The sequence below is a fragment of the Arenibacter sp. S6351L genome, from assembly GCF_023016025.1.
GTDB lineage: Bacteria > Bacteroidota > Bacteroidia > Flavobacteriales > Flavobacteriaceae > Arenibacter > Arenibacter algicola_B.
Genome location: NZ_JALKBB010000027.1, coordinates 18,968 through 44,666, shown reverse-complemented (window position 1 = coordinate 44,666; position 25,699 = coordinate 18,968). Strand labels below are relative to the sequence as shown.

Below are 25,699 nucleotides of genomic sequence, written 5' to 3'. Positions count from 1 at the left end.
GTTGGTTAAATATCCTGGTCACCTAAACGGATGGGACAAACTGTTCTTAAAAACCTACCTTTTATACTCTTGCCCCTATGGCCAGAACCTTGGGAAAGGATACCCCAGTGAAATAATTAAAGAAATTTATAAATAAACTTTTCTAAAAATTTATCTTTGCCCAAATAAAAATCATGAATATGTCTTATGTAGATTTATATAGTGGTGGAGCACATAGAAGAAATTTAGCGCATTTTGCATCCATTGCTACTTTGGCCGCCATTGACGGTGAAATAAACTCTCAGGAAAAGGAATTATTGGATCGTTTTGCCAATAAGCTTGATATTACGGAGGACGAGTATAAAGAGGTTATGAAATCGGAAAACAAATATCCTATTAACCCACCTGCCAGTTCCGAAGAACGTTTGGAAAGGTTATACGATCTGTTCAGAATTATTTTCGTTGACAATGTAATTGATGAAGAGGAAAGAGCCCTTATAACCAAATACGCCATAGGTTTGGGGTACAGGTCGGAAAGTGCCAATCTGATTATTAAAAGATCTATAGATATTTTTTCTGGAAGAATAGGTTTTGAGGACTATCTGTACCTTTTGAAACACTAGGTTTCCGTATTGTTAAAACTAAGAAAAGGAGCTTTTGGCTCCTTTTTCTATTTTGTGGCCTGCATAAATTCCTCGGCCTTTTCTACCATTTTTTTGCTTCCACAGAAAAAGGGTACCCTTTGATGCAGTTCTGTAGGCTTAATATCCATAATGGGACCAAACCCATTACTAGCCTTCCCTTTTGCCTGTTCGGCTATAAATGCCATTGGATTGCATTCGTAGAGCAATCGCAATTTACCCTCGGCTGCAACACTGCTCTTAGGATATAAATAAATTCCGCCCTTGATCATATTCCTATGGAAATCAGAAACCAGAGAACCAATATATCTTGAGGTATAGGGTCTATCCCCTTCTTCCTTCTGACAATATTTGATGTAATCCTTGACACCTTGGGGGAAATGCACATAATTACCTTCGTTTACAGAGTAAATTTTACCTGTTTCAGGAAACTCCATATTGGGATGGGAAAGGTAAAAAGTTCCCAAGGCCGGGTTTAGGGTAAATCCGTTTACCCCATCACCAGTGGTATATACCAACATGGTTGAAGTACCATAAACAATATAACCAGCCGCTATTTGCGCCCTGCCAGGTTGTAAAAAATCTTCTAGGGCAACAGGGGTGCCAATAGGGGTAACCCTTCTATAGATAGAAAATATGGTTCCTACCGAAACATTCACGTCTATATTGGAAGACCCATCCAAGGGATCTATCAGCACAATGTATTTATTTTGGTGCTGGTTATCACTACTATTAATACTGATAAAATCATCTTCTTCCTCAGAGGCGATCCCGCAGACTATTTCCCGATTTATTAAGGTCTGAATAAATTTTTCGTTGGCCAAAACATCCAGTTTTTGTTGGTCCTCCCCCTGGATATTGGTATCCCCGGCCGCCCCAATAATATCTACCAGCCCTGCCTTATTAACCTCGTGGTTTACTACTTTTGCCGCCAATCTAATAGCGTTTATAAGTTTTGAAAGTTCCCCGGAGGAATATTGGAAAGACGATTGGTTTTCAATGATGAATTCACCCAGGGTCGTATTTTTTCTTTGCATTACAAAAGCTTTGTTTATTTGAGCACAAATATCGGTTAATTTGTGAAACTACAACGTTTTCGTAAAATAATGATTTTTTAAATTTATAACTTTGTGTTTTATTTGTAACAATTATGGAGTACAGTATTCGAGATGCCGAAGCCAAGGATATGGCCCAGGTACATAAATTGATCAAGGAGTTGGCCGTTTTCGAAAAAGAGGAAAATGCCGTGGAGATTACCGTCGAAGATTTAAAACGGGATGGTTTTGGCACCGACAAATTATTCCATTGCTATGTAGCGGAAGTTAATGACGATGTGGTAGGAATGGCACTGTTGTACAAGAGGTATTCCACTTGGAAAGGCCCTATTATACACCTTGAAGATTTGATCGTTACAGAAGCGATGAGAGGTAGCGGTCTTGGTGCAGCCTTGTTGGGAAAAGTAGTGGAGTACGGATACCAACTTGGAGTTAAACGTATTAGCTGGGAGGTATTGGACTGGAACGAACCGGCCATTTTATTTTACGAAAGTAGGGGCGCCAAGGTTTTAAGGGATTGGAATGTTGTGCATTTGGACGAAAAAGGAATTAAAACATTTTTAAATAAGTTATGAGGGTTTTTAAATTCGGAGGAGCATCTGTAAAAGATGCAGGTAGTGTAAAAAACGTTGTTAAGGTTTTAGAGGAAGTTGGTCACGATAATACCCTTTTGGTAGTATCCGCCATGGGAAAGACTACCAATGCCATGGAAGATATTGTAAATGCCTATTTTAAGGACAAATCCTTATTGGCGTCGGCAGTTCATGAAGTTGTTCAATATCATGACAACATTCTGCATGACTTATTTTCCAATGACAAACACCCAGTTTTTGCCAAGGTCAAAACTCTTTTTGATGAAGTACAAGGGTTTTTGGTCTGGAACAAATCTCCTAAATACGGTTTTGTATATGATCAAGTTGTGGGTTATGGCGAGTTGGTTTCCACTACCATTCTAAGTGCCTATTTAAATGAAATAGGAATAGCCAATCAATGGTTGGACGTGCGCTCATTGATCAAGACCAACGATGATTATCGTGATGCCATTGTAAATTGGGAGAAGACACAAAAAAACGTCACTGAAAAAGTGGACAAGCGCAAGCTAAATATTACTCAAGGCTTTTTAGGCAGTGATGATAACAACTTCACCACTACTTTGGGCCGCGAGGGTTCCGACTACACTGCTGCCATTTTAGCCTATTGTCTAAATGCGGAAGAGGTTACGATATGGAAGGATGTTCCCGGGGTTTTGAACGCGGATCCCAGATATTTTGAAAAAACAGAATTATTGAACAAAATCTCATATCGAGAAGCCATTGAACTGGCCTTTTATGGGGCTTCCGTAATTCACCCAAAAACTTTGCAACCCTTACAGAGAAAGGAAATACCCCTACACGTTAAATCCTTCATTAATCCTAAGGACAAAGGCACAACAGTTGGTAAAGGCATAGGGATAGAACCTAAGGTTCCCTGTTTTATTGTAAAAAAGAACCTTGTACTAATGAAACTTTCCTCCTTGGATTTTTCGTTCATTGTGGAAGATAGTATCAGCGAACTATTTAAATTATTGCACGATCATCAGATGAAAGTAGACCTGATCCAAAATTCTGCCATTAGTTTTTCTGTTTGCGTTGATAATAAATTTGACAAATTACAGGAGCTTTTAAACCTATTAAAAAGCAGGTTCAAGGTAGTGCACCAAGAGGGCGTTTCCCTATATACCATTAGACATTTCGATACGGATGCTTTAACAAGCCTACAAAAAGACAAGGAAATCCTGCTTGAACAACGCGGCAAGGAAACAGTGCAATTGGTAGTACAATAGGGCTACGAAATAATTTGTTGGAAACTATAAATAAGGATAGCTGTAGCGATTTTCCTATCTTAGCGGTTACCAAATTACACTAAGGCATGGGTTTAGTAACCGCAAAGGAAGTAGCCAAGGCTATTAATCTGGATAAATACGGCTTTCTGGGAACGTTCATTGGATGGGTGCTCATGAAAGTAACCAAAATTTCCAGCATTAACCAATTTTACGACCAACACAAGCATTTGGACGGGATGGACTTTCTGGATGCCATTTTGGAGCATTATGAAATAAAATTCGAAATTCCAGAGGAGGATTTTAAACGCTTGCCCAAACAAGGTTGCTACATTACTATTTCCAATCATCCACTTGGCGGGATAGACGGGGTACTCCTTTTAAAATTACTTTTAAACCATAGATCTGATTTTAAGATAATAGCCAACTTCCTATTGAACAGGATAGAACCTATGGCTCCCTATATTCTACCCGTAAATCCTTTTGAGACCCATAAGGATGCCAAGAGCAGTATTTCCGGATTTAAGAATGCCATGAAGCATTTGCAGGACGGCCACCCTTTGGGAATTTTTCCAGCAGGGGAAGTTTCTACCTACAGGGATGGTAAATTAATTGTGGACAGACCTTGGGAAGAGGCTGCCTTAAAATTAATACGACGGGCAGAGGTACCTGTGGTCCCCATCTATTTTCACGCTAAAAACAGTAGGTTGTTTTATCGCCTCTCCAAAATAAGCGATGTATTCCGCACGGCCAAACTACCTTCTGAAGTAACCACGCAAAAGAACAGGATCATTAAGGTACGTATTGGGCAACCTATTTCCGTTCAAACACAGAACGAACAGGAAAATTTAGCAGAATTTGCAGACCTTTTAAGGCGTAAGACCTACATGCTATCCAATGCCTATGAGAAAGAAAGGCTCTTGGACCAGATTCCAACAAGTTTAAAAATACCTAAGGCCCCAAGAAAAATAGCCACAGCGGTACGCACAGAAGTTATACAGGAAGAAATTGAACGCTTAAGGGAAAAAGACTGTAGGCTGTTGCAGAGCAAAAATTATGAGGTCTTTTTGGCCAAGGCTGCGGACATGCCCTTTATTCTTAAGGAAATCGGCAGACAGCGTGAAGTAACTTTTAGGGCTATAGGCGAAGGCACCAATAATGCCATTGACCTGGATAAGTTTGATAATTATTACCGACACCTCTTCTTATGGGACGATGAGGACAAAATAATCGTTGGGGCCTACCGGATGGGCATGGGTTCGGAAATATTTGAAGAGTACGGAATAGATGGGTTTTACTTACAAGACCTTTTTAGATTTGAACCAGAACTGTACGGTATGATGTCCAAATCCATAGAAATGGGCAGGGCCTACATCATCAAGGAGTATCAACAAAAACCAATGCCATTATTCCTTTTATGGAAAGGCATTGTGCATACTACCCTGCGATTCCCGGACCACAAATTTTTAATCGGAGGGGTAAGTATCAGCAACCAGTTTTCCAACTTTTCAAAATCCTTGATGATAGAATTTATGAAAAGTAATTATTGGGATCCCTATGTAGCCCAATACATTAGGCCCAAAAAAGAATTTAAGGTTAAACTAAATGATGCCGACAAGGACTTTATTTTTGATGAAACCGAAGCAGATCTTAACAAATTTGACAGGCTTATTGAAGAAGTGGAACCTGGAAGTTTAAGATTGCCCGTATTGATCAAAAAATATATTAAACAGAATGCCAAAGTGGTTGCCTTTAACGTAGATCCCTTGTTCAATAACTCGGTGGATGGTTTAATGTACATTAAAATAGCCGACTTACCTGAAAGCACTGTAAAGCCCGTTATGGAAGAGTTTCAGGCAGAATTGGAAAGAAAATTGGCCGAAGGGCAACAGGATGAAGGCAACCCCGCTTAGGATTTCCTCCCTGAGGCAATCTTAAAGCGGCCACAAGGCACTAATCCACGCCTACAACAGTACTTCTTCTTTCAAAGAGAAGATTGTCCTTCCAGACATTGTCCCGTTTGCCTACGCGCTCCCTTTTACCTATAAAACGGAATCCCATTTTTAGATGTAATTCCACACTCCCCTCATTTTCCGGAAATATTCCCGATTGCAGGGTCCATAAACCTGCTTTTTCACTTTCAACAATCAACTCCTGCATAAGCATTTTCCCTACACCTTGGCCTCTATTGCCCTGTCCTATATAAACACTCACTTCCGCCACTCCACCGTAAACACATCGGCTTGATACCGGGGAAAGAGCAGCCCAGCCCAAAATGCTATCCCCTTTGGCTGCCACCAATCTTCCTATCTGTAGATGACCTGCATCCCAAACCTCAAAGGAAGGGACCACTTTCTCGAAGGTAGCAAAACCAGTATCCATTCCCTGCTGGTATATTTGGGCTACCGATGGCCAATCCCTATTTTTCATTTTCCGAATCTCCATGAAAATACTTTTTAGAACAAACCTCAGTTGTATACAGACCCTTGGATTACCTTTCCAATTTATCGTAATATTACGATTAATATTGATAAAAATAAAGTCAGACCATAAAAATCTGACTTCATATTATTCTTAGAACCAAGGTTTCTTACCCACTTGATAGGTATTGTAAAAATCCTCATCGCTTTTGGTAAGATAAATAATGCCTTCTATTAGACCCACAATAGCGACGGCCATTACAATAAAACTCCCTATAATAAAACACATAGTTGCATAGCCTATTACGGCTGCTACCAACATGATGATACCTTCTTTTTGATACCCAAGGATAAACTTATGTACCCCAAATTGCCCAAAGACAATGGCAAGAACCCCAGCCAGAATTTTTTTATTATCCCCTCCAGCACTGGCCAGACCTTCTTTAAATTCACTGGCTGTTTTCTTGGCTTCCTCTTTAAAATCCTTGGCAGCTTCCTTAGTGTCTTCGGTAAATTCCTTGGCAGCCTCTTTGGTATCATCCGCAAATTCCTTTGCCGATTCCTTAGCTTCTTTGGCAAACTCTTTGGCAGATTCCTTGGCCCCTTTTGCAGCGTCTTTGGCCTTATCTCCTAAATCTTTATTTTCTTCTGACATGGTTGTATTTTAGTTGATTAATAATAGTACTAAATGTAATAATTATTTCTTAATCAAAGAAACGCTTTATCATTGGGTTCCCATAACTCCAGCTTATTACCATCAGGGTCCAAAATCCAGCCGAATTTACCGTAATTGTACTCCTCAATTTCCCCAATAACGGTAACCCCTTCTTCCTTTAAAACTTTGAGCAGTTCCTTCAAATTCTCTACCCGGAAATTCATCATAAAAGGGGAATTGCTAGGTTCAAAGTAATTGGTGTCCTTTTTCATGGGGCTCCATTGGGTAGTGCAGTCCTCCCCTTCCTTGTCCTTCCACCAAAAAGTACAGCCATATTGATCGGTATTAAGTCCGAGATGTTTATTGTACCATTGTTTAATTGCATTGGGGTCTTTGGTCTTAAAGAAAAATCCGCCCAGTCCTGTAACTCTATTTTTCATGATCTTCTATTTTAATTATCTCAACTTTGAAGGGCGAGTGCCCAGTACAATAACAAAATGACCCTATGGCTTAAAAGATCAAAATCTGAGGTTGCAGGCCGTGTTTAGCAGAATTTCCCCTTGATCTTGTCTACCACCGTCTGTGCCAATTTTATTTTACTCTCCACGGTCCAACCTGCTACGTGGGGAGTAAGAAGCACATTATTGGCATTGATCAAATAGGTAAAGGCCTCTGGCAATTCTGACCCGCTAAACATATCTTCAAAAGATTTTTTTTCATATTCCAGTACATCCAAACCAGCTCCGAGCACCTTGCCCTCTTTCATTGCGGCCACAAGGTCCTCTGTTACCACACATTTCCCCCTTGCGGTATTGATCAACCAAAGCGGATTCTTGAAATCTTTTAGAAAATCAGCATTGATCATATTTTTGGTAAGGTCTGTCTGCGGTACATGAAGACTAAGTACCTCTGCCTTTTGCTTTAATTCCATTATCCCTACTTGCCTTGCGTTTTCATCGCCTACACCCCCCACAATATCGTAACAAATAACTTCCACATCAAAGCCCCTTAGCTTTTTGGCAAAGGCCTTGCCCATATTGCCATAACCAACAATCCCCACGGTTCTGCCATCCAATTCTATTCCACGGTTACCTTCCCGGTCCCACTTTCCATTTCTTACCTCCTGGTCCGCCTTGTTCAATTTATTGAAGAGAGACAATAACATTCCCAAGGCGTGTTCCCCAACAGCATTCCGATTCCCCTCTGGGGCGGCAGCTAAAAAGATTCCCAGTCGCCTGGCATGATCGGTATCTATATTTTCCAAACCGGCTCCCAAGCGACCTATAAACTTTAGGTTGACGGCCTTATCCAAAAAGGCCTCATCTATAGTAAACCTGCTTCTGATGATGACACCATCATAGTCACCTATTTTATTTTCAATTTCCTCCTTGGAGGAGGTATAATCTTCATCATTTTGAAACCCCAGGGCATTAAACTGCTCAATGATCAGTGGGTGATTTACATCTAAATGGAGAACTTTCATAAACTAAATATTAAATGGCAAAGATACACGACCGCTGGGCTAATATAAACATGAAACCGGACTATTTTCAGGTTTAAATACAGGGACAAATCATAAAATACATCTATTTGTTTCCAAAAACACTAATTAGAAAGTGTTTATTTGGACATAGCAAAGTATGAGTGAAAAGAAACCGGACAAAAAGCAATCCCCTCCACAACTTCATCATTTTCTTATGAAATTAATCCTGGGATAATACCTGACCTCTTTATCCCTGGCAATTAAGACGGTATTGAAAATTACAAATACGAGATTAAACAAATACATAAAAATTAGAAAGAACATATTGAACCTCACACTGGAAAGTATGCTACTTGCGGAAACAACTCCATTTGTTTCCCAATAATAGGCCATGTAAACTGCATTTAACAGAAACCCAAGAAAAAGCAATACTGTCCAAGTAATTTCAAAATTGATAATATCCCTGCCTATCTTATTGAGGTCCTTTAATTTGTCCTTTTTGGAAATCCACATTATTAATGGCACCAATATTCCAAGTAAGGGAAAGAACAGGAAAGTAAGTGCGGACAAATTAAGGGCTTTCAAAAAACCCTTGTCTTCCACAATTGTCCAATCCACTAGTTCATTGGGTGTAATATTTAGTGCCTTGGCAATTCTTTTGAGGGTGTCACCGGTCGGTTGGGTTTCTCCATTCTCAATGCGCTGAATTGTTCTTAAACTCAATCCTGAATTTTCAGTCAGTGCCTCTTGGGACAAGCCATTTCTTTTTCTTAATTCCTTTACCCTATTTGCTAAATTTCCATTTTTCATTCTTGGTGTTTTAATAATTTAAAACAAAACTAAATCGGATCAGGTTTTGTGGTAACGTCATCTTTGCGCCAACTTTACGTCATCTGTGCCAATTGGTTGGTAACCGGGAAACAGGCTTTATAAATTAAACCAAGATCTTGCACTAGGGATTGCAGCCGGCTACCATGTAGCGCGGAAAGCCCGCCGCCGCCGAAGAAGGCGGAGTGCCCTAAATGCCCAAAATAACCTTGGCGATGGAAAAATAGATCAAAATCCCAAAAATATCATTGCTTGTTGTAATAAACGGTCCCGTGGCTATGGCGGGATCTATGCCCCTTTTGTGCAGAAACAGCGGTATAAAGGTCCCTATAATCCCTGCCACCACGGTTACGGTGATCAAGGAGATGGAAATGGCCAGGGAGGTAAGAAAACTACCTTTCCAAAGCCAGGTAAAGAATAATAGTATAGATGCCAAAACGGTCCCATTTAGCAAGGCCAATAACATTTCCTTTATAAGTCTCCCACCAATACTCCCTTTTAGATCATCATTGGCCAATCCCTGCACCATTATAGCGCTGGATTGCACCCCAACATTACCGGCCATTGCAGCTATTAGCGGGGTGAAAAAGAATAGTACTCCATAATCGCTCATTAGTGTCTCGAATCCCCCCATGATGGCCGCAGCCCCAACACCTCCCAAAAGGCCTAGAAACAACCAGGGCAATCTTGCACGGGTCAGGTCCCAAATACTGTCATCTGCCTCCACATCCTGGGAAATACCGGCCGCCAATTGATAATCCTTTTCTGCCTCTTCCCTAATAACATCCACAATATCGTCTATGGTAATACGGCCAACCAGTCTTCCAATTTCATCGACCACTGGGATGGCTTCCAAATCGTATTTGGACATGATTTTGGCAACTTCCTCTGGTTTTTCATTTACGTTAACGGCATCTACCTTGGGAATATATACTTCACTGATATGGGTCTTGGTGGAGGTGGTAAGCAAATCCTTTAGGGAAAGTCGCCCCTTAAGTTTACCTTCATCATCTACCACATAAATAGAGTGAACCCTGGTAACATTTTCCGCTTGCGCCCTCATTTCCTTTACGCAGGTAAGTACGTTCCAATTCTCATTGACCTTTACCAGCTCTTTGGCCATAAGTCCACCTGCAGAATTTTCATCATAGCGCAACAGATCCACAATATGCTTGGCATGCTCCCTATCTTCCAATTCGGAGATAACTTCTTGGACCATATTTTTAGGGAGTTCCCCTATGATATCCGCAGCATCATCCGTATCCAACTCGTCCAATTCCCCTGCAATTTCCTTGGCGGAAAGATTGGCAAGGATGGCCTCCCTAACATCTACATCCAACTCCGTAAGGGTTTCCGATGTTTTTTCGCTGTCCAGAAGTTTAATTAGATAGGTGGCATGGTCCTCGTCCAATTCGTTGATAATCTCCGCCACATCCGCATAATGCACCTCAGCCAACAATACGGACAATTGTCCGTCCTGCTGGTTGTCTATTAGCTGTTCTATTTCAGCTAAATATTCCTCGGTGAGTTTAAATGGTATCATTTGCTATCTTCTGTGTCAACGAAATGAAGTCCGCAACACTCAATTGCTCCGGACGCAGGCCAAATATAGCATCTTCTTTGAGAACATCGGAAAGATTGAATGTTTTTAAACTGTTACGAATGGTCTTTCTGCGCTGGTTAAACGCTGCCTTTACCACCTGTCTGAACAGCCTTTCATCCACGTCCAAATGGAAATTTTCTTTTCTGGTAAGTCGCAACACTCCCGACTGCACTTTGGGAGGCGGATCAAAAACTTGGGGCGAAACCGTAAATAAATATTCCGCGTCGTAAAATGCCTGTACCAAAACGGAAAGTATCCCATAGGCCTTGCTCCCTTCCCTTTCACAAATCCTTTCGGCCACCTCTTTTTGGAACATCCCGGTGAATTCCGGAATCTGATCTTTAAATTCCAACATCTTAAAAACAATCTGAGTGGAAATATTATACGGGAAATTCCCGGTAATGGCGAACTGCTCTTCCCCAAAAAGGGTCCATAGGTCATACTTTAAAAAATCGGCCTCCAAAACCTTGAACTCGCCCTTGCGCTGCATTAATTTATTGTGTTCCAAAGGGAAACTGTGGTTAAGGTAGATGATAGATTCCTCATCCAGATCCATAGCCACCAAATCGATATCCTTTTCCAATAAATACTTGGTGAGCACCCCGGTACCGGGCCCTATTTCCAAAACATTGCGATATCCGTTCAACCTTAGGGTTTCCCCGATTTTTTGGGCAACGGCCTCATCTTTCAAAAAATGCTGCCCTAAATGTTTTTTCGCTTTTACCGGACTTTCCTCCTGCCAAGGCCTATTGAACTTTTCCTTCTTGGTCTGAAAGGCCTTTTTCCCTTTTTTACTCATGGCGCTGCGTATTTAATTAATGTTCGCTAATGATCGCCAACTCTGTCCTAAAGGCAACAAACTTACCTGCAAAGAGTTCCATCACTTTTTTACGCAGTCTTTCTGCATCTTCGTCGTAATATTTTTGAAGGGTTTCTTTGGAATCTGTGGTATATTGTATGGAATATGTAATTCCTCCCATCTGCTCTTCCACCAGCACTTTGGTCATCAAGGCCCTGGTAAACTTACCAGTTTCCAACATCTCAGGGATATGCACCTCCTTCATCCAGGACAACCACTGTCCTTGGATCGATTCTTCAATATTCATGGTAACATTGTAAATATACATGCTATTTCTTTACTTTCCCGAAAGGGAATATTTATATTCATTTATGGACAGGCCAAGGTATTGGACACTAATTAATACTGTCTCCCCTCAACATCCTGAAATTTCTTCTTGCTAGTGGAAAAAAGTAACTATCCTGATAGTTATAGATAATTTTCTCATAATGTGCCTTGGCCTTTTCCGGCTGATCCAGGATATTGCGATACAGTTCCGCCAGGGCAAAATTGGCATCATCGGCTAAAATATCATTGGCATAGAATTCCACTATTTTAAGGTAGTTAAATTCGGCCTTTTCATAATCCTTTAATTCTATTAAAATTTCGGCCTGTTTCAAAAGTGCCTCATCCTCTATTTTTTCCCCTTTATGATTTTGGAGAATATCTTCCAACAGGTCCACTGCATCCTTCTTTTTATTTTGGTAGGCCAAAAAATCGGCACGGGCATATTTTTTTAATGCGGTCTGTGTGGAATCTTCCAATGAGTTATCGGATATCAATAGGCTTAACTGCATGGCATCATTGGCAATCAATTGTGAGGTAGATCCTCTCAGTATCTTTAATTGCGTCAATGCCCAATCGAAATCCCCTTTGTAAAAACTAGTTTGCGCCACCTTAAAGCGGGCATCCTGACCAAGGACATCATTTTTTAAATCTTTCTGAATCTGGGAAAAATAGATCAAGGCCTGGTTAAACTGCCGGTCATAGACCAAAATATCGCCTAAAGTACTTTTAATATAGGATTTGCTATAATTATTTAGGGGCAGCTCCAAACTTTGACGTAATATCCCTATAGCCGGCTCGGGGTTATTCTTATTGAAGGTTAAAAATTTGGCGTAGGCTATCTGTAGCTGCAAGGTCTCCATTTCGTAACCGTAAACGCCCAATAAGTCATCAAATTTCTTTTGGACCTTGTCCAACACCTTATCATCCGCTTCCAATAAATCTATTTCAATAAGATTTAACTGGGCATCCAGGGCCACTACGGCGTCCGCACTATTTTCGGATATATACATAAATACTTCCTTTGCCGTATCTATGTCCTGTTCCTCCATAGCCAGTTTTCCCAATCCCTGCAAACGTTGTAAAGAGGTCTCTCCTCCTCTTTTATAAATGGCCTTTTCTTGGTTAAAGGCACTCTTAAATTGTTTTTGTTGTACAAAAAGCCAACTCAACAATTCGTTCCATATGATATCCGGGCTTCTTTGTGCATTCTGAAGCAATACCTTTTTGAATTTAATGTTATTTGGGTTCTCGGCCTCCGAACTGATAAAATCGTTGATATTACGAAGTACATTTGCCTGTGAGGCCTTGCCTTCACTTATTAATTTTAAATAGGATTCGTACATCTGCTCTATGTTTCCCTGCTCCCCGTAGATCCTAGCTTTTTGAAAATTATAATCCAATTTGGGATTTAGCTCCATTGCCACGGAATACGCCTTTATGGCATAATCCAACAAGGCATATTTCTGAAACCTATAACCAAGACCATAACCAAAATTAGGGTTCTCGTTTATTTTTTGGAGCGCTGCATTGTAATACTCTGTAGCCTTTTCCGGTTGGTCCTGTAACGCATAATTGTACCCCAGCTCTATGAGCATGGTAGGATAAATATTTTGCTCGTTCACCGCCTTCAACAAAAATTCCTGGGCCTTATCATACTGTTCCAATTGTTGGTAGCAGGCCACCAGGCCTTCGCCATAATCTGTCCGCATCGGATTTTTGGCGACCAACTTTTCATAGAACACCAAAGCCTTATCAAAGGCGCCATCCTCAAAATACTGTTTAGCCAAAAAATCTTCTTGGGAAACCAGCAGTTGGCAACAAGAAAATATTAGTATGAATATAAGTAGTCGCAAAGATTCTTTTTTTCAAAGATACGTAGAATGTACAAAGTGGATGTTAAGTCCAATATAAAGAATTATAAGTAGGCCCAACTTTAAATTCAGCTTAGATTTAAGATGTAACTTTGTATATATTTTTTTTGATGAAACTATTAATTGCAGAGGACGAAATTTCCCTACAACAATCCATTGTCACCTATTTGGAGAAGGATGGGAATGTTTGCGAATGGGCTTCCAACTATGAGGAGGCCATTTACAAAGTATCCCTATACGACTATGATATAATTATCCTGGACATTAATTTGGTTACCGGAAGTGGTTTGGAAGTCCTAAAGCAATTAAAAAAGGAGAAGAAAAAAGCGGGTGTAATCATTATTTCGGCCAATAATTCCTTGAGCGACAAACTTGAAGGACTGGATTTGGGAGCAGATGATTATATAACCAAGCCCTTTCATTTGGCAGAGCTTAATTCGCGTATAAAAGCCGTTTTGAGAAGGGGCAAATTTGGCGGTGACGAAAACATCGTATTTAATGAAATACGTGTAGATACCGGAGCAAAATCGGCCTATATCCAAGACAAACCCATGACCTTGACCAGAAAGGAATACGATTTATTGCTTTTCTTTATTACCAATAAGAATAGGGTCCTATCCAAAGAAATTATTGCGGAACATCTTTGGGGCGACAATAGTGATCTGGCCGATAATTTCGATTTTATATATGTCCATATCAACAACCTACGGAAAAAATTAACGTCTGAAGGAGCAAAATACATAAAGACCGCCTACGGAAGTGGTTATAAATTTACAGAAGAGTAAGACTTGGCCAAAAAGAACATTAAAATACCTCTATTGCGAAAAGCATCCAAATCATTTCTTTGGGCAAGCATGCTATTGATGGTCCTTAGTACCATTGCACTATTCTTTTATGTACGATGGTTGCTTGAACAGGAAGTAGAAGAGGAATTATTTTCCGCAGAGGCAAGAATAGAAAGTGCGCTAATGGCAGGGCAACATCCCAGCTCCTTGGCCCCCATAATAGAGATTAAGGAGGTAAACGAATTAAAAACACCTTTTACCAAGGATACGGTTATCTACGATCCTTCCCAGGATGAAATGGAATTGTTCCGGGAACTCTCTACCTATAAAAGAATCAACAATAAATCGTATAAGATATCTGTACGCGTTCTTGTTGTGGAAACCAACCAAATTTTATGGGCCATAATTCTTTCCTATATAGTCATAATATTCCTGGTCTTTGTTTTCCAATTCTACCTTAACAAATCCAGTAACAAGAAAATATGGAATCCGTTCTTTCATAATTTGGAACAAATGAAAAAGTTTTCATTGTTGTCCAAGGAACCGATTCAGCTATTGGACAGTGAAATCCTGGAGTTTTCCGAACTAAACAAAGAGATTGCCTTATTAACGGGCAAAGTCCGTGACGATTATGAAAACTTAAAGCAATATACAGAGGATGTTTCCCATGAACTACAGACCCCTCTGGCCATTATACAGGCCAAAATTGAAAATATAATTAACGACCAAACGGTAACGGAGGTACAATTTAACCAGTTGGCGTCCATACAAAAAGACATACAGCGCTTAACACAATTAAATAAACGCTTGGCATTGTTGACCAAGTTGGAGAACCTCCAATTTACACACAGGGAGAATATTGACATTACGGACTTAGTAGCACAGATCATTGCCAATTTTAATGAGATATCTACCATTAGCTTAACCTTCGGGAAAACCAACGACATCATAGCCACTATGGATCCTTATTTGGCGGAAATATTGTGCAACAACATCATTTCCAATGCTATAAAACACAGTGCCCATAAAAAACCTATAAACATAGAAGCGAAAGACATGGTTCTTTCCGTGTCCAATTTTGGCCTTAAGCCCATTACCAATCCACAACATCTATTTACACGATTTTATAGGGAAACCAAGGAAATAAAATCGACCGGACTGGGTCTCGCCATTGTAAAAAAGATATGTGACCTTTACGGATACAACATTTCCTATACCTACATAAACGACCATCACTGTTTTTCAATAGACTTTGGCCCCACCAAGCCTGCAAGGGAATAAACCGCACTTAATGGTTGGCTTTAAATTCTCTTTAGATTATTCCCCTACTTTTCGTTCAAAATTGAATTCTTACTGCCAAAATGAACAAGAATACCTCCCTCTTACTAGTATTTATACTCTTTAGCCTTTCTATTGTTTCTGCCCAAAAATCCATAAGCATCACCGGACTATTGGTAGACGCCTCCACCAACGAACCAATGCCATTTGCAAATGTGGCTGTTACCCAATTTCCGGACAATTCTTTGGTAACGGGAGGTATAACGGAAGATGATGGGAAGTTTTTTATTGAAAATATCCCCGTGGGAACCTACACCATTTATTTTACCTATATAGGATATGCCTCAACCTCACAAAAAATTACGACTAGTGGCCTTAACACCGTTTTCGATCTGGGACGGATAGAATTATCCCCGGACGCCGAAATGTTGAAGGAAATAGAAGTTACGGGAAAACAGGCCACCACCAATTCTGAACTGAATAAAAAATCCTTTAATCTAAGCGATAATATTGCCCAATCCGGGGGTTCTGTACTGGATGCCATGAAAACTATGCCCGGGGTAACCTTTGACCAGGACGGAAAGGTAATACTTCGGGGAAGTGACAAGGTCGTTATTTTAATAGACGGAAAACAATCCAGTCTCACAGGATTTGGCAATCAGAAGGGATTGGGCAATATCCCCGCGGCCAATATTGAAAAAATAGAAATAATCAATAATCCATCGGCCAAATACGATGCCAACGGTTTCGCAGGAATCGTCAATATCATATATAAAAAGGAAAAAAAGACCGGATTTAATGGCGATGCCGGACTTTCCTTTGGCATAGGGGCTTTGGGCAAAAAGAAGGAAGATACCAGAACCGATCTTGGATCCTACACCTTTAACCCCAAACTTATTCCCAGCTTAAATTTCAATTACAAGAGTAATAAATTGAACTATTTTTTACTGTCGGAATTTATTTTACAAGAGGCCCTACCAAATAACGAATTTACTACGAGACACTATGACGACGGCAGAAATACCATCTCGCAGGTACCGGAAAACCGCAGGCAGTTCCGCGCCATTATAAATGGGGGCATAGACTGGGAATTAAATAACAATGATGCCATTACGGTTTCGGGCATGTACGACCGTGAAAAGCACATAGACACCTCACAAGTTGCCTTTATAAATTTGAACACCAATAGCCGGGAAAGGTATTACAATTGGCAGGAGGAAGAAGTTACAAGTTATATAAATGTGGCTGTAAATTACAAGCATAAATTTTCGAAGATAGGCCACACCCTTAGCGCAAATGCCCAATACACAAGAGGGCTGGAGGATGAAAGCTATTTCCTGAACGACAGTTCCGCCATAAGGGTCGGGCGGGATGCCACCAATATTTTGGCAATTGAGCACACAACAAGCCTATCGGCAGATTACTCCAGAGCCCTAAAGCATGGGAAAATAGAATTGGGATCCAAAGTAAGAATTAGAAGGTTGCCGGTGGAGTACACTATAACTCCAGGCAACAATAGTATTATATATCCCGATATGGGTACCTATTCCGACTGGGGCGAAAACCTCTACGCCCTTTATACCAACTATTTGCTTGAGAAAGAAAAATTTGACATAGAAGCAGGCCTGCGAGCAGAACATACCGATGTATTTTATGACATAGACCCGGCAAACAGCTATTACCAGAACAATGACGCCTATAATTATTTTGAACTTTTCCCCAGCTTGCGTTTTACCTATAAATTAAATGATTACAATAGGCTATCCATGTTTTACAATAGACGGGTAGACAGACCAGGCGAACCCGAACTGCGTATTTTTCCCAAATACGATGATCCAGAACTCTTAAAAGTGGGCAATCCGTATTTACGTCCACAATTTACGGACGCCGTTGAACTGGCCCATAAATACAGCTGGGGGACCGGTTCCCTTTTTTCTGCCCTTTATCACAGAATGATAAAAGATCAATATATGCGTATTTTTAGCATAGACGATTCCAATCCTGACTATGATATTGTAAACAAAATATATCAGAATACAGGTAATGCTACCAATACCGGTATTGAATTACTGATGAGTCAGAATATTACCAGAAATTGGAAACTGTCCGCAAGTATAAATTGGTATGTAAACAGCATAGACAATTATACCGGCACTTTGTTATTCCCTTATGTACGGCCATTTTATATTGAAAAATCATCGGATAATGCAGGCGATTTTAAAATTAACAATGAAATTACCTTGCCCGCCAATTGGGCTCTGCAGCTTACGGGACTATATTACTCCGACAAGAATATTCCACAAGGCAAACAACTATCTCGATCCTCGATTGATGCCGGTATAAAGAAAATAGTTTGGGATGGCCATGGAGAGTTTACCCTCTCCGCCTCGGACATTTTTAACACCTTTGGCCTGCGGCAAGAAGTTGTAAGTGACGGCTTTACCGCTATGTATGAAAACTATTTTGAAACGCAGATAATAAGGGCCGGATTGAAGTATAAGTTTTAATTAGTACAAAGACCCAAGTCCTTGATACTTTAAAATTTCTTTAGAATGTTATCCTAATATTGATTTATAATTATACATTTAAAATGTGGCAAAAACTTTTCCCCGACCGATTTGCACTGCTAAAAACCTTTATCTGCATTTTCCTAATACTGTCCTTCTTAGTTAGGACCGTATTTTTATTTTGGAGCTTTGGGGAAATTGACACCTCGATCACAACACTACTCTCCACCTTTGCTATCGGGTTTTTATTCGATGTAGGCACTGTTTCCTTCTTTGCTCTGCCCTACTCTTTATATTTACTGCTGATGCCCCAAAAATTTTACGGAAGTATCGTAGACAAATCAATCACCTATTTTGCTTATACCATAGGCCTAATAATATTCCTGTTTTCGTTCTTTGCAGAAATCACTTTTTGGGACGAATTTAAAAATAGGTTCAATTTTATTGCGGTAGATTATTTGGTCTATTCCTACGAGGTGGTCAAAAACATAAACGAATCCTACCCCATCCCCTATTTGGTCGGCCTGATTTTAATCGCAGTTGGGGTATTGATATTTATTACCTACAAAAAAGCGGCATTCAACAAAACATTTAAAAGCACCACCCCCTTTAAAGCCAAGTTATTACCCTTCTTTGCCGTTCTATTTATTGCTATTATTTCTGGATTATTTATTAAGAATAAACAGGCAGAACAGTTTGCCAACAGGTACAACAACGAATTGTCCAAGGCCGGAATCTATTCCTTTTTTGCCGCATTCAGGAACAACGAACTTTCTTTCGACGATTTTTATAAGACTATAAATACCGATAAGGCTTTTGATCTGGTGAAAGCATCCTACAAAAATGAAAAGGCAACTTTCCTAAAACCAAAAGACCATTCCATACTTAGAACAATTCAAAATACAGATTCATTAGCCAAGTCCATTAAGCCGAACATTATTTTCATTTGTATAGAAAGTTTGAGCGGCAAATATTTGAACACCCTTGGTGGCGATTACAACATTACCCCGACCCTGGACAGTTTGGCATCTAACGGCATATTTTTCACCAATCTGTATGCCACTGGAACAAGAACAGTCCGTGGTATGGAAGCCATAACCCTATCCATTCCTCCTACACAGGGAAGAAGTATTGTGAAAAGAACAGACAATATCGGACTATTTACTATTGGGGAAGTATTTAAAAACATGGGGTATAGCCGTAATTTCTTTTACGGGGGGGATGGTTATTTCGATAATATGAACACCTACTTTGGTGGCAACGGATTTAATATCGTAGACCGTGGCAGAGGTTTTCTACTGGACAAGGAAATAAAAACCACAAGAACCAACATTGAGGATGACGAAGTAACATTTGAAAATGCTTGGGGCGTATGTGATGAGGACATTTATAGAAAGGTGATAAAGGAAGCCGATATGGCCCACGAAAACAACAAACCCTTTTTCGATTTTGTGATGACCACCTCCAATCACAAACCCTACACTTATCCTGAAGGTTCAATAGATATCCCATCTGGGACCAGCAGACAAGGGGCAGTAAAGTATACCGATTACGCTATAGCCCAATTCTTGAAAATTGCCAAGACAAGGCCATGGTTTAAGAACACTGTTCTGGTTATTATGAGCGATCATTGTGCCAGCAGTGCCGGAAGAGGGGAACTGGATATCAACAATTACCACATCCCGGCCATGATTTGCAATCTTCAGGATACTGCACCGCAAAAAATAAATAAGCTTTGTTCCCAAATAGATATGTTTCCCACTGTATTTTCGTTATTAAACTGGGATTACACCAGTAATTTGTTCGGAAAAAATATCTTTACCATGAAACAGGAGGACGAAAGGGCGTTTATTGGCAATTACAGGAAATTGGGCCTTTTAAAAGGAAATAAAGTAATGGTTTTGGGAGATCAAAAGAAGTTTAACTTTTACGAATGGAATTCCACCAATAATAACCTAACCCTAATTCCTACAGACAAAAATTATTTGGACACCACCATAGCATTTTACCAGGCAGCCAATTATTTGTACGCCCACAACGGGCTAAAGACACAGCAATAAATATTTTGAGAAATATTCATTTTATAATCAATCCAAAAGCCGGTTCCGGTAACAATTTTTTGGAAAAGGAATTCCTTAGATCTTACTTTAAGGAAACTGAATATCTCCTTTCCGTTAAATACTCCAAATATAAAAAACAGGCTATTTCACTTACCAAAGATTCCATCAAAGAAGGTGCCCAAACCATTGTAGCTTGTGGAGGGGACGGTACCATCAATGAGGTTGCCTCTTGTCTGGTTGGCACAAATATAATGCTGGGAATTATTCCTATAGGATCGGGAAACGGACTGGCTTCCAATCTTATGATTCCCTCAATAATTGAAAAAGCTATTGAAATAATTAAAAAGAACGATATAGTAACTATAGATGTTGGAAAAGTAAATGAATCCTATTTTTTCAGTAATACGGGAATGGGTTTCGATGCCAATGTCATAAAAAACTATGAAGCTTTAAAAAAGAGAACCCTTATTGGGTACCTAAAGGCCTCGCTTAGATCCTTTAACGAGTTTAAAAAAGGACGGGAAGTAAGAATATCCATAGATGAGGACCATACCATATATAACCCATTTTTAGTATTCGTTTCCAACTCCAATGAACTGGGATTCAACATTAGTTTAACCCCTAAAGCCTCTTTAATGGATGGCCAGTTGGACGTACTAATAGTTCCCGAACTAAGTAAATTAAAAATGTTGTTGTTCGGCGCATTAATGTTGGTCCGTAAGTACCATTGGCTAAAGGAGATCAAAACCTATCAAACCAAAACATTACAAATTTACAGGAATGACGGGTTATTTTTGGATTCGCAAATAGATGGGGAATTCCACAAAATGGAAGACAAACATATTAATATTTCCATATTGGAAAAATCCTTGGACATTCTTGCCCCTAAGAACATTGAACTCCGGCTTTAGTTTATCCTTAGATTCATTCATTTAATTCGGTTATTTGGTATGCCCAGAAAATCCCATTCTTTTTAACGCTCATAAAACATGGCTTCCAACTTAAGTCGGGGAATATTAAAACTCCATCACCATTTCAAAACCCTGTTATTTTTGCTGGCAATACTATTCAGCACTTTGCTGAAGGCCCAGGACAAAACAATTACTACATTGGGGGATGTTTTAATATTTACCATGCCCGCCACGGCCTTGGGCTCTTCTATAATCATCGGAGATCAAAAGGGAGCATGGCAATTTACCAAGGGCTTCCTCCTGAACCAGGCACTGACCATTGGTCTAAAAACAGCCATAGATAAGCCCAGACCGGATTTAAGCAATAATTCCTCCTTTCCCTCAGGCCATACCTCCATCACTTTTCAAAGTGCAGCTTTCATCCAAAAACGCTATGGTTGGAAATATGGTGCTGCAGCCTATGCGCTGGCCGGTTTTACCGGTTATTCCAGGATACAGGCCGATAAACACGATGGTTGGGATGTTTTGGCAGGAGCCATAATAGGGGTTGGTAGCTCCTATATTTTCACTACCCCATATCAAAAGGAACATATGGAGATCACCTTTAACAGCAGTGATGAGAACTATCTCCTAGGCTTTAAATACAAATTTTAGTCCCGTTAATATTAGCCGATTTTATCAAAACCGGTATAAGGTATAAGGACTTCAGGAATTTGGATTCCATCCTCTGTCTGATAATTTTCCAATATTCCGGCCAATACCCTGGGCAAGGCCAATGAGCTACCATTTAAGGTATGTGCCAATTGACTTTTTCCATTTTCGTCCTTATAGCGCAATTTTAATCTATTGGCCTGGAAGGTTTCAAAATTGGAGACCGAACTAATTTCCAACCAGCGATCTTGGGCCGTTGAAAAGACCTCAAAATCATAGGTAAGGGCAGAAGTAAAGCCCAAATCCCCTCCACAAAGACGCAAGATCCTGTAGGGCAATTTTAGTTCCCTAAGTATATTTTTCACATGCTCTACCATACCATCCAAGGCTTCGTATGATTTAGCGGGATGCTCCACCCGTACAATTTCTACCTTGTCAAATTGATGCAAGCGGTTCAGTCCGCGCACATGGGCACCGTAACTCCCGGCCTCCCTCCTAAAACAAGGAGTATATGCCGTGTGGGTAATGGGAAAATCGGCCTCGTTTAGAATAACATCCCTAAAAATATTGGTTACCGGCACCTCGGCCGTTGGAATCAGATAAAGATCGTCCTCACCTACGTGATACATTTGTCCTTCTTTATCGGGCAACTGGCCCGTACCATAACCTGATGCCTCATTTACCAAATGGGGCACTTGAATTTCATTATATCCAGCAGCGGCATTCCTATCCAAAAAGTAAGAAATAAGGGCTCTTTGCAATCGGGCACCTTTTCCCTTGTACACCGGAAATCCGGCGCCAGCAATCTTTACTCCCAGTTCAAAATCAATAATATCATATTTCTTTGCCAATTCCCAATGTGGCAGCGCACCCTCTTTTAAGGTTGGGATATCCCCTTCCCTGAACACCTCTTCATTATCCTCCTCAGTGCTACCGGCAGGTACTGATGTATGTGGAACATTTGGAATTTGGTACAGTAAATTTTGTAGTTCGGTTGCAGTTTCGGTCAAGGCCTCGTTCAATTCCTTGGACTCCTCCTTCAAACTACCGGTTCTTTCCTTTAAAACGTTGGCTTCCGCGGCCTTACCGCTTTTATAAAGTTGGCCTATTTCCTTTGAAATACTATTGGATTCCGCAAGTGTATTATCCAGGCGTGTCTGCAGGGACCGTCGTTTTTCATCCAATTGAAGTACGCTTTCAATAAGTGGAAGGGCATCAATATTACGCTTTTTTAAAGCTTCGACAATTTGTTCCTTATCCTCACGGATAGCCTGTAACTGCAACATTTTTTTGATTTTTATCGTGCAAATTTAACCTAATCTTCGGATTTTCGGCATAAATTTAGGCTAGATATAGCTAGCAAAATTAAATTTCATGGTTTTTGAACACATCGCCTTGAACGTAAAAAACATCAAGGACATTAAGGAATGGTATGTTGCCAATGTGGGATTAAAAGTAGTTTTTGAACAAACTGAAGCTCCTTTTATGACCTTTTTGGAAGATTCAACGGGACGTGTAATCCTAGAACTTTACCATAGACCTGATGAAGAAATTACAGATTTCAAAACAAAGCATCCTCTAACTTTTCATATGGCATTTGTGTCCAAAAATGCCGAAAAAGATAAGATAAGGCTATTGGATAAAGGAGCCAGTTTTGTTGAGGAAATAACAAAGGAAGACGGCAGCCATTTGGTAATGCTTCGTGACCCATGGGGCATGCCCCTGCAACTTTGCCATAGGGCCAAACCATTTTAGAAAGCCATAGGGCAATCCTATTCCACTAATTTTTGGATGGGGAAGGCAAAATCCAATCGTTATGCCCAAAATAGTTCCAGGACACATTGCCAAGGTCTATTTTTGGGTCTATAAATTCTTGATACGGTTTTCCATTTACACTCACCCTGGAATTTACAAAAACCGAGATGTCCTCCCCTTTTTCATTGTATTCCCGTTTTAAGCGTTGGGCAAACTGCCACATAAAATCCGGATAGGATTTAATTTTACTTTTCTGTCCCCTTGTTAAATAATCGTCCAAATTTACCAGATACGAATTCCCGTTGGTATGGTTCACTATTCTAAAAGTAGTAATTCCGGTCCTACTCCGCAACATCATTCTCCAACTCAACCTATGCCCCTCTTCTGTCCATAACACATCGTCCTTTATAAAATAATGACGGATCGGCAGGGCCAATTGGATCAAAAAATAAAGGGACAAAATTCCCAAAACCAATTCTCTTTGGGGCGGAACAATAATGGCACCTCCTTGGTAGGGTGCCTTCTTTTTAAAAAACAATTTCCGGATGGTTTCCGGTTCAAAAAAGAATACCGTAAACGCCAATGCCAAATAAGGAAAAATTCCGATTTGAAAGACTATGGAATTGAACAAATGAAAGAATATGGAAGCAAAAAAAGCCCATTTACGGGTCGGTTTCCACAAGAGAGCTGGTACAATAAAAAAATCGAAAAGAATACCCGAAACACCAACTACCCTATGTACCAAAGGTTCCTGAAGAAGGCCTCCAATGATGGGATAGGACTTTTTATTTTTAAACAGAATCTCTATAATACTGAAATCCAACCAATCACCATACATCTTGGCCAAGGAGGCATAAGTGTAGACAATGAACAACTGAAAAACAATTGCCCATTTGATATAGGCGGACATGTGATTGGCCTTTATGGAAGGGTTTCTCTTGGCATCCAGAGAATAATCCCTGTTTGCCGGTAAAAAAGTCATTATCAGCGCAATCAATACCAGCAGGTAATAATGATTATTGTAGGCTGTTTTTTGCATAAGATAAACGCCGGTCCAGAGCAGGGCAAAGGCCGCAGCGCTAAATCGGTACCTATAACCCAGCGCTATACAAATCCCCAGGGTGCCCATTGCAATAAAATACAAATACATGCCTATTCCGGGCAATGGCTGCAACCAGTCGAAACCAATAAAATTAAAGGTAAATTCCGGATCTATCAGATTTTTCCTGACCCAACCCGTGGCAATGGCCCCATAGCATTCCAGGCTTACCAAAATGCCAAAAAATACCCTGAAAATTAGAAGCGGACTATTATCGATTTGCTTAAAAAGAAACCGATCCAACATTTACTTGGAAATTATGGAAAGGGAGGTCTCCCGATCTTTTTTCAATTGCGCCTGTAGGCCTTCCAAGGAATTGAACTTTTTCTCATCCCTTAAACGATCAATAATGTCGATCTGAATTTTTTTTCCATAAAGATCCTGATCAAAATCGAAGAAATTAATTTCTATGCTTTTTGTCTTGCCCTCCACCGTAGGATTAAAACCGATATTCATCATTCCAAATACCGTTTTGTCCTCTATTACACTGCTCACCACATAGACCCCGTTCTTGGGAATTAGCTTGTATTCCTCCGGAATGGATAAATTGGCAGTTGGAAAGTTTAATTTTCTACCTATTCCTTTTCCTTTTACAATGCTCCCTGTTAGCATATAATTATATCCCAAATACATATTGGCCGTTTTCATGTCCCCCTCTTCCAAGGCTTTCCTGATTTTGGTGGAACTAACGGAAACATCATCCACTTCTTGGGCGGATATCTCTTCCACCTCAAAGTCCAACGCATTTCCAAATGCCATTAGATCATTTATGTTGGCATTCCTATTTCTGCCAAACCTATGGTCGTAACCTATAATAATTTTTTTGGTCTTTAAATCATTGACCAATATATCCCTAACGAACTGTGTTGCCGATAAGCGGGAAAACTCTTTGGTAAAAGGATGTACAATTAAATAATCGATTCCTAATTCCTCCAAAATTTTGATCTTCTCATCAATGGTATTTAAAAGTTTGATAGAGACATCTTTTTGTAGCACCATCCTGGGATGTGGGAAAAAAGTAAGTACCGTAGATTTCAACTCCAGTACTTTGGCATTATTTATGAGACGTTCCAATATTTTACGGTGACCAATATGCACACCATCAAAAGTGCCAATAGTAATGGCAGTAGGGTGCGCTTTATCGTAATTGGAGATGCTTTGAACTGTTATCAC

The 25,699-nt window shown here is 40.1% G+C and carries 24 protein-coding genes; 11 read left to right on the top strand and 13 right to left on the bottom strand.

All coding sequences use genetic code 11. From position 1 onward, the window contains the following. Positions 1 to 179 precede the first annotated feature (179 nt). The gene (locus MWU82_RS18890) at positions 180 to 602 is read left to right on the top strand and encodes a TerB family tellurite resistance protein (RefSeq protein WP_215947910.1); all 423 of its coding nucleotides are present in this window, start codon (positions 180 to 182) and stop codon (positions 600 to 602) included. A gap of 47 nt (positions 603 to 649) precedes the next feature. Here the strand turns inward: MWU82_RS18890 and fbp are convergent, their stop codons facing one another. Further along, the gene (fbp, locus tag MWU82_RS18885; protein WP_215947909.1) at positions 650 to 1,657 is read right to left on the bottom strand and encodes a class 1 fructose-bisphosphatase; all 1,008 of its coding nucleotides are present in this window, start codon (positions 1,655 to 1,657) and stop codon (positions 650 to 652) included. 113 nt (positions 1,658 to 1,770) lie between these two features. On the opposite strand from fbp, the gene MWU82_RS18880 reads away from it, so the two are divergent. The 3 genes from MWU82_RS18880 to MWU82_RS18870 all read left to right on the top strand — a co-directional run bounded on the left by MWU82_RS18880 (position 1,771) and on the right by MWU82_RS18870 (position 5,407). Continuing rightward, entirely contained in the window at positions 1,771 to 2,250 is a 480-nt protein-coding gene (locus MWU82_RS18880; protein ID WP_247097564.1) for a GNAT family N-acetyltransferase, read from the top strand. Then, entirely contained in the window at positions 2,247 to 3,497 is a 1,251-nt protein-coding gene (locus MWU82_RS18875) for an aspartate kinase (protein ID WP_247097563.1), read from the top strand. Before MWU82_RS18880 ends, MWU82_RS18875 begins: the two co-directional genes overlap by 4 nt. A gap of 86 nt (positions 3,498 to 3,583) precedes the next feature. Next, positions 3,584 to 5,407 carry a lysophospholipid acyltransferase family protein gene (locus MWU82_RS18870; protein ID WP_247097562.1) on the top strand — a complete coding sequence of 608 codons (1,824 nt, stop codon included), beginning with the start codon at positions 3,584 to 3,586 and terminating at the stop codon, positions 5,405 to 5,407. Between the two features lie 40 nt (positions 5,408 to 5,447). Here MWU82_RS18870 and MWU82_RS18865 read toward each other — a convergent pair whose 3' ends face one another. From MWU82_RS18865 to MWU82_RS18825, 9 genes are all read right to left on the bottom strand, one after another. Then, positions 5,448 to 5,939, bottom strand: a complete 492-nt coding sequence (locus MWU82_RS18865) for a GNAT family N-acetyltransferase (RefSeq protein ID WP_247097561.1) — start codon at positions 5,937 to 5,939, stop codon at positions 5,448 to 5,450. Between the two features lie 129 nt (positions 5,940 to 6,068). Then, positions 6,069 to 6,569 carry a TM2 domain-containing protein gene (locus MWU82_RS18860; protein ID WP_247097560.1) on the bottom strand — a complete coding sequence of 167 codons (501 nt, stop codon included), beginning with the start codon at positions 6,567 to 6,569 and terminating at the stop codon, positions 6,069 to 6,071. A gap of 53 nt (positions 6,570 to 6,622) precedes the next feature. Continuing rightward, positions 6,623 to 7,009, bottom strand: coding sequence for a VOC family protein (locus MWU82_RS18855; protein ID WP_215947904.1), 387 nt, complete (start codon positions 7,007 to 7,009; stop codon positions 6,623 to 6,625). 104 nt (positions 7,010 to 7,113) lie between these two features. After that, a complete protein-coding gene (locus MWU82_RS18850) occupies positions 7,114 to 8,052 on the bottom strand; it encodes a 2-hydroxyacid dehydrogenase (RefSeq protein WP_247097559.1) in 939 nt (312 codons plus the stop codon). A 204-nt stretch (positions 8,053 to 8,256) separates the two neighbouring features. Beyond that, positions 8,257 to 8,862 carry a helix-turn-helix domain-containing protein gene (locus MWU82_RS18845; RefSeq protein ID WP_215947902.1) on the bottom strand — a complete coding sequence of 202 codons (606 nt, stop codon included), beginning with the start codon at positions 8,860 to 8,862 and terminating at the stop codon, positions 8,257 to 8,259. Between the two features lie 208 nt (positions 8,863 to 9,070). Next, positions 9,071 to 10,423 (bottom strand): magnesium transporter, encoded by a 1,353-nt coding sequence (gene mgtE, locus MWU82_RS18840; protein WP_215947901.1) that lies wholly within the window; start codon positions 10,421 to 10,423, stop codon positions 9,071 to 9,073. Next, positions 10,410 to 11,282: a 16S rRNA (adenine(1518)-N(6)/adenine(1519)-N(6))-dimethyltransferase RsmA gene (rsmA, locus tag MWU82_RS18835; RefSeq protein ID WP_215947900.1), complete on the bottom strand. Its 873-nt coding sequence runs from the start codon at positions 11,280 to 11,282 to the stop codon at positions 10,410 to 10,412. Before rsmA ends, mgtE begins: the two co-directional genes overlap by 14 nt. A 16-nt stretch (positions 11,283 to 11,298) precedes the next feature. After that, positions 11,299 to 11,610, bottom strand: coding sequence for a DUF4286 family protein (locus tag MWU82_RS18830; RefSeq protein ID WP_215947899.1), 312 nt, complete (start codon positions 11,608 to 11,610; stop codon positions 11,299 to 11,301). Between the two features lie 67 nt (positions 11,611 to 11,677). Continuing rightward, positions 11,678 to 13,396, bottom strand: a complete 1,719-nt coding sequence (locus MWU82_RS18825) for a tetratricopeptide repeat protein (protein ID WP_348647001.1) — start codon at positions 13,394 to 13,396, stop codon at positions 11,678 to 11,680. Between the two features lie 194 nt (positions 13,397 to 13,590). Between MWU82_RS18825 and MWU82_RS18820 the strand changes: the two genes are divergently transcribed. The 6 genes from MWU82_RS18820 to MWU82_RS18795 all read left to right on the top strand — a co-directional run bounded on the left by MWU82_RS18820 (position 13,591) and on the right by MWU82_RS18795 (position 21,675). Further along, positions 13,591 to 14,265 (top strand): response regulator transcription factor, encoded by a 675-nt coding sequence (locus tag MWU82_RS18820; protein ID WP_247097557.1) that lies wholly within the window; start codon positions 13,591 to 13,593, stop codon positions 14,263 to 14,265. Between the two features lie 33 nt (positions 14,266 to 14,298). Beyond that, entirely contained in the window at positions 14,299 to 15,546 is a 1,248-nt protein-coding gene (locus tag MWU82_RS18815; RefSeq protein ID WP_247097556.1) for a HAMP domain-containing sensor histidine kinase, read from the top strand. An 80-nt stretch (positions 15,547 to 15,626) separates the two neighbouring features. Further along, positions 15,627 to 18,050, top strand: coding sequence for an outer membrane beta-barrel family protein (locus MWU82_RS18810; RefSeq protein ID WP_247097555.1), 2,424 nt, complete (start codon positions 15,627 to 15,629; stop codon positions 18,048 to 18,050). An 83-nt stretch (positions 18,051 to 18,133) separates the two neighbouring features. Next, a complete protein-coding gene (locus MWU82_RS18805) occupies positions 18,134 to 20,110 on the top strand; it encodes an alkaline phosphatase family protein (RefSeq protein ID WP_247097554.1) in 1,977 nt (658 codons plus the stop codon). A 5-nt stretch (positions 20,111 to 20,115) separates the two neighbouring features. After that, positions 20,116 to 21,021, top strand: coding sequence for a diacylglycerol kinase family protein (locus tag MWU82_RS18800; RefSeq protein WP_111623939.1), 906 nt, complete (start codon positions 20,116 to 20,118; stop codon positions 21,019 to 21,021). 141 nt (positions 21,022 to 21,162) lie between these two features. Further along, on the top strand, positions 21,163 to 21,675 hold the full coding sequence (locus MWU82_RS18795) for a phosphatase PAP2 family protein (protein ID WP_247097553.1): 513 nt from the start codon (positions 21,163 to 21,165) through the stop codon (positions 21,673 to 21,675). An 11-nt stretch (positions 21,676 to 21,686) separates the two neighbouring features. Here MWU82_RS18795 and serS read toward each other — a convergent pair whose 3' ends face one another. Continuing rightward, on the bottom strand, positions 21,687 to 22,958 hold the full coding sequence (serS, locus tag MWU82_RS18790; RefSeq protein ID WP_215947893.1) for a serine--tRNA ligase: 1,272 nt from the start codon (positions 22,956 to 22,958) through the stop codon (positions 21,687 to 21,689). An 88-nt stretch (positions 22,959 to 23,046) separates the two neighbouring features. Here serS and MWU82_RS18785 point away from each other — a divergent pair, with 88 nt between their 5' ends. Further along, on the top strand, positions 23,047 to 23,427 hold the full coding sequence (locus tag MWU82_RS18785) for a VOC family protein (RefSeq protein ID WP_247097552.1): 381 nt from the start codon (positions 23,047 to 23,049) through the stop codon (positions 23,425 to 23,427). Positions 23,428 to 23,452: 25 nt separating this feature from the next. On the opposite strand, the gene MWU82_RS18780 is transcribed toward MWU82_RS18785, so the two are convergent. Further along, the gene (locus MWU82_RS18780) at positions 23,453 to 24,772 is read right to left on the bottom strand and encodes an HTTM domain-containing protein (RefSeq protein ID WP_247097551.1); all 1,320 of its coding nucleotides are present in this window, start codon (positions 24,770 to 24,772) and stop codon (positions 23,453 to 23,455) included. Next, positions 24,773 to 25,699, bottom strand: coding sequence for a bifunctional riboflavin kinase/FAD synthetase (locus MWU82_RS18775; protein WP_215947890.1), 927 nt, complete (start codon positions 25,697 to 25,699; stop codon positions 24,773 to 24,775).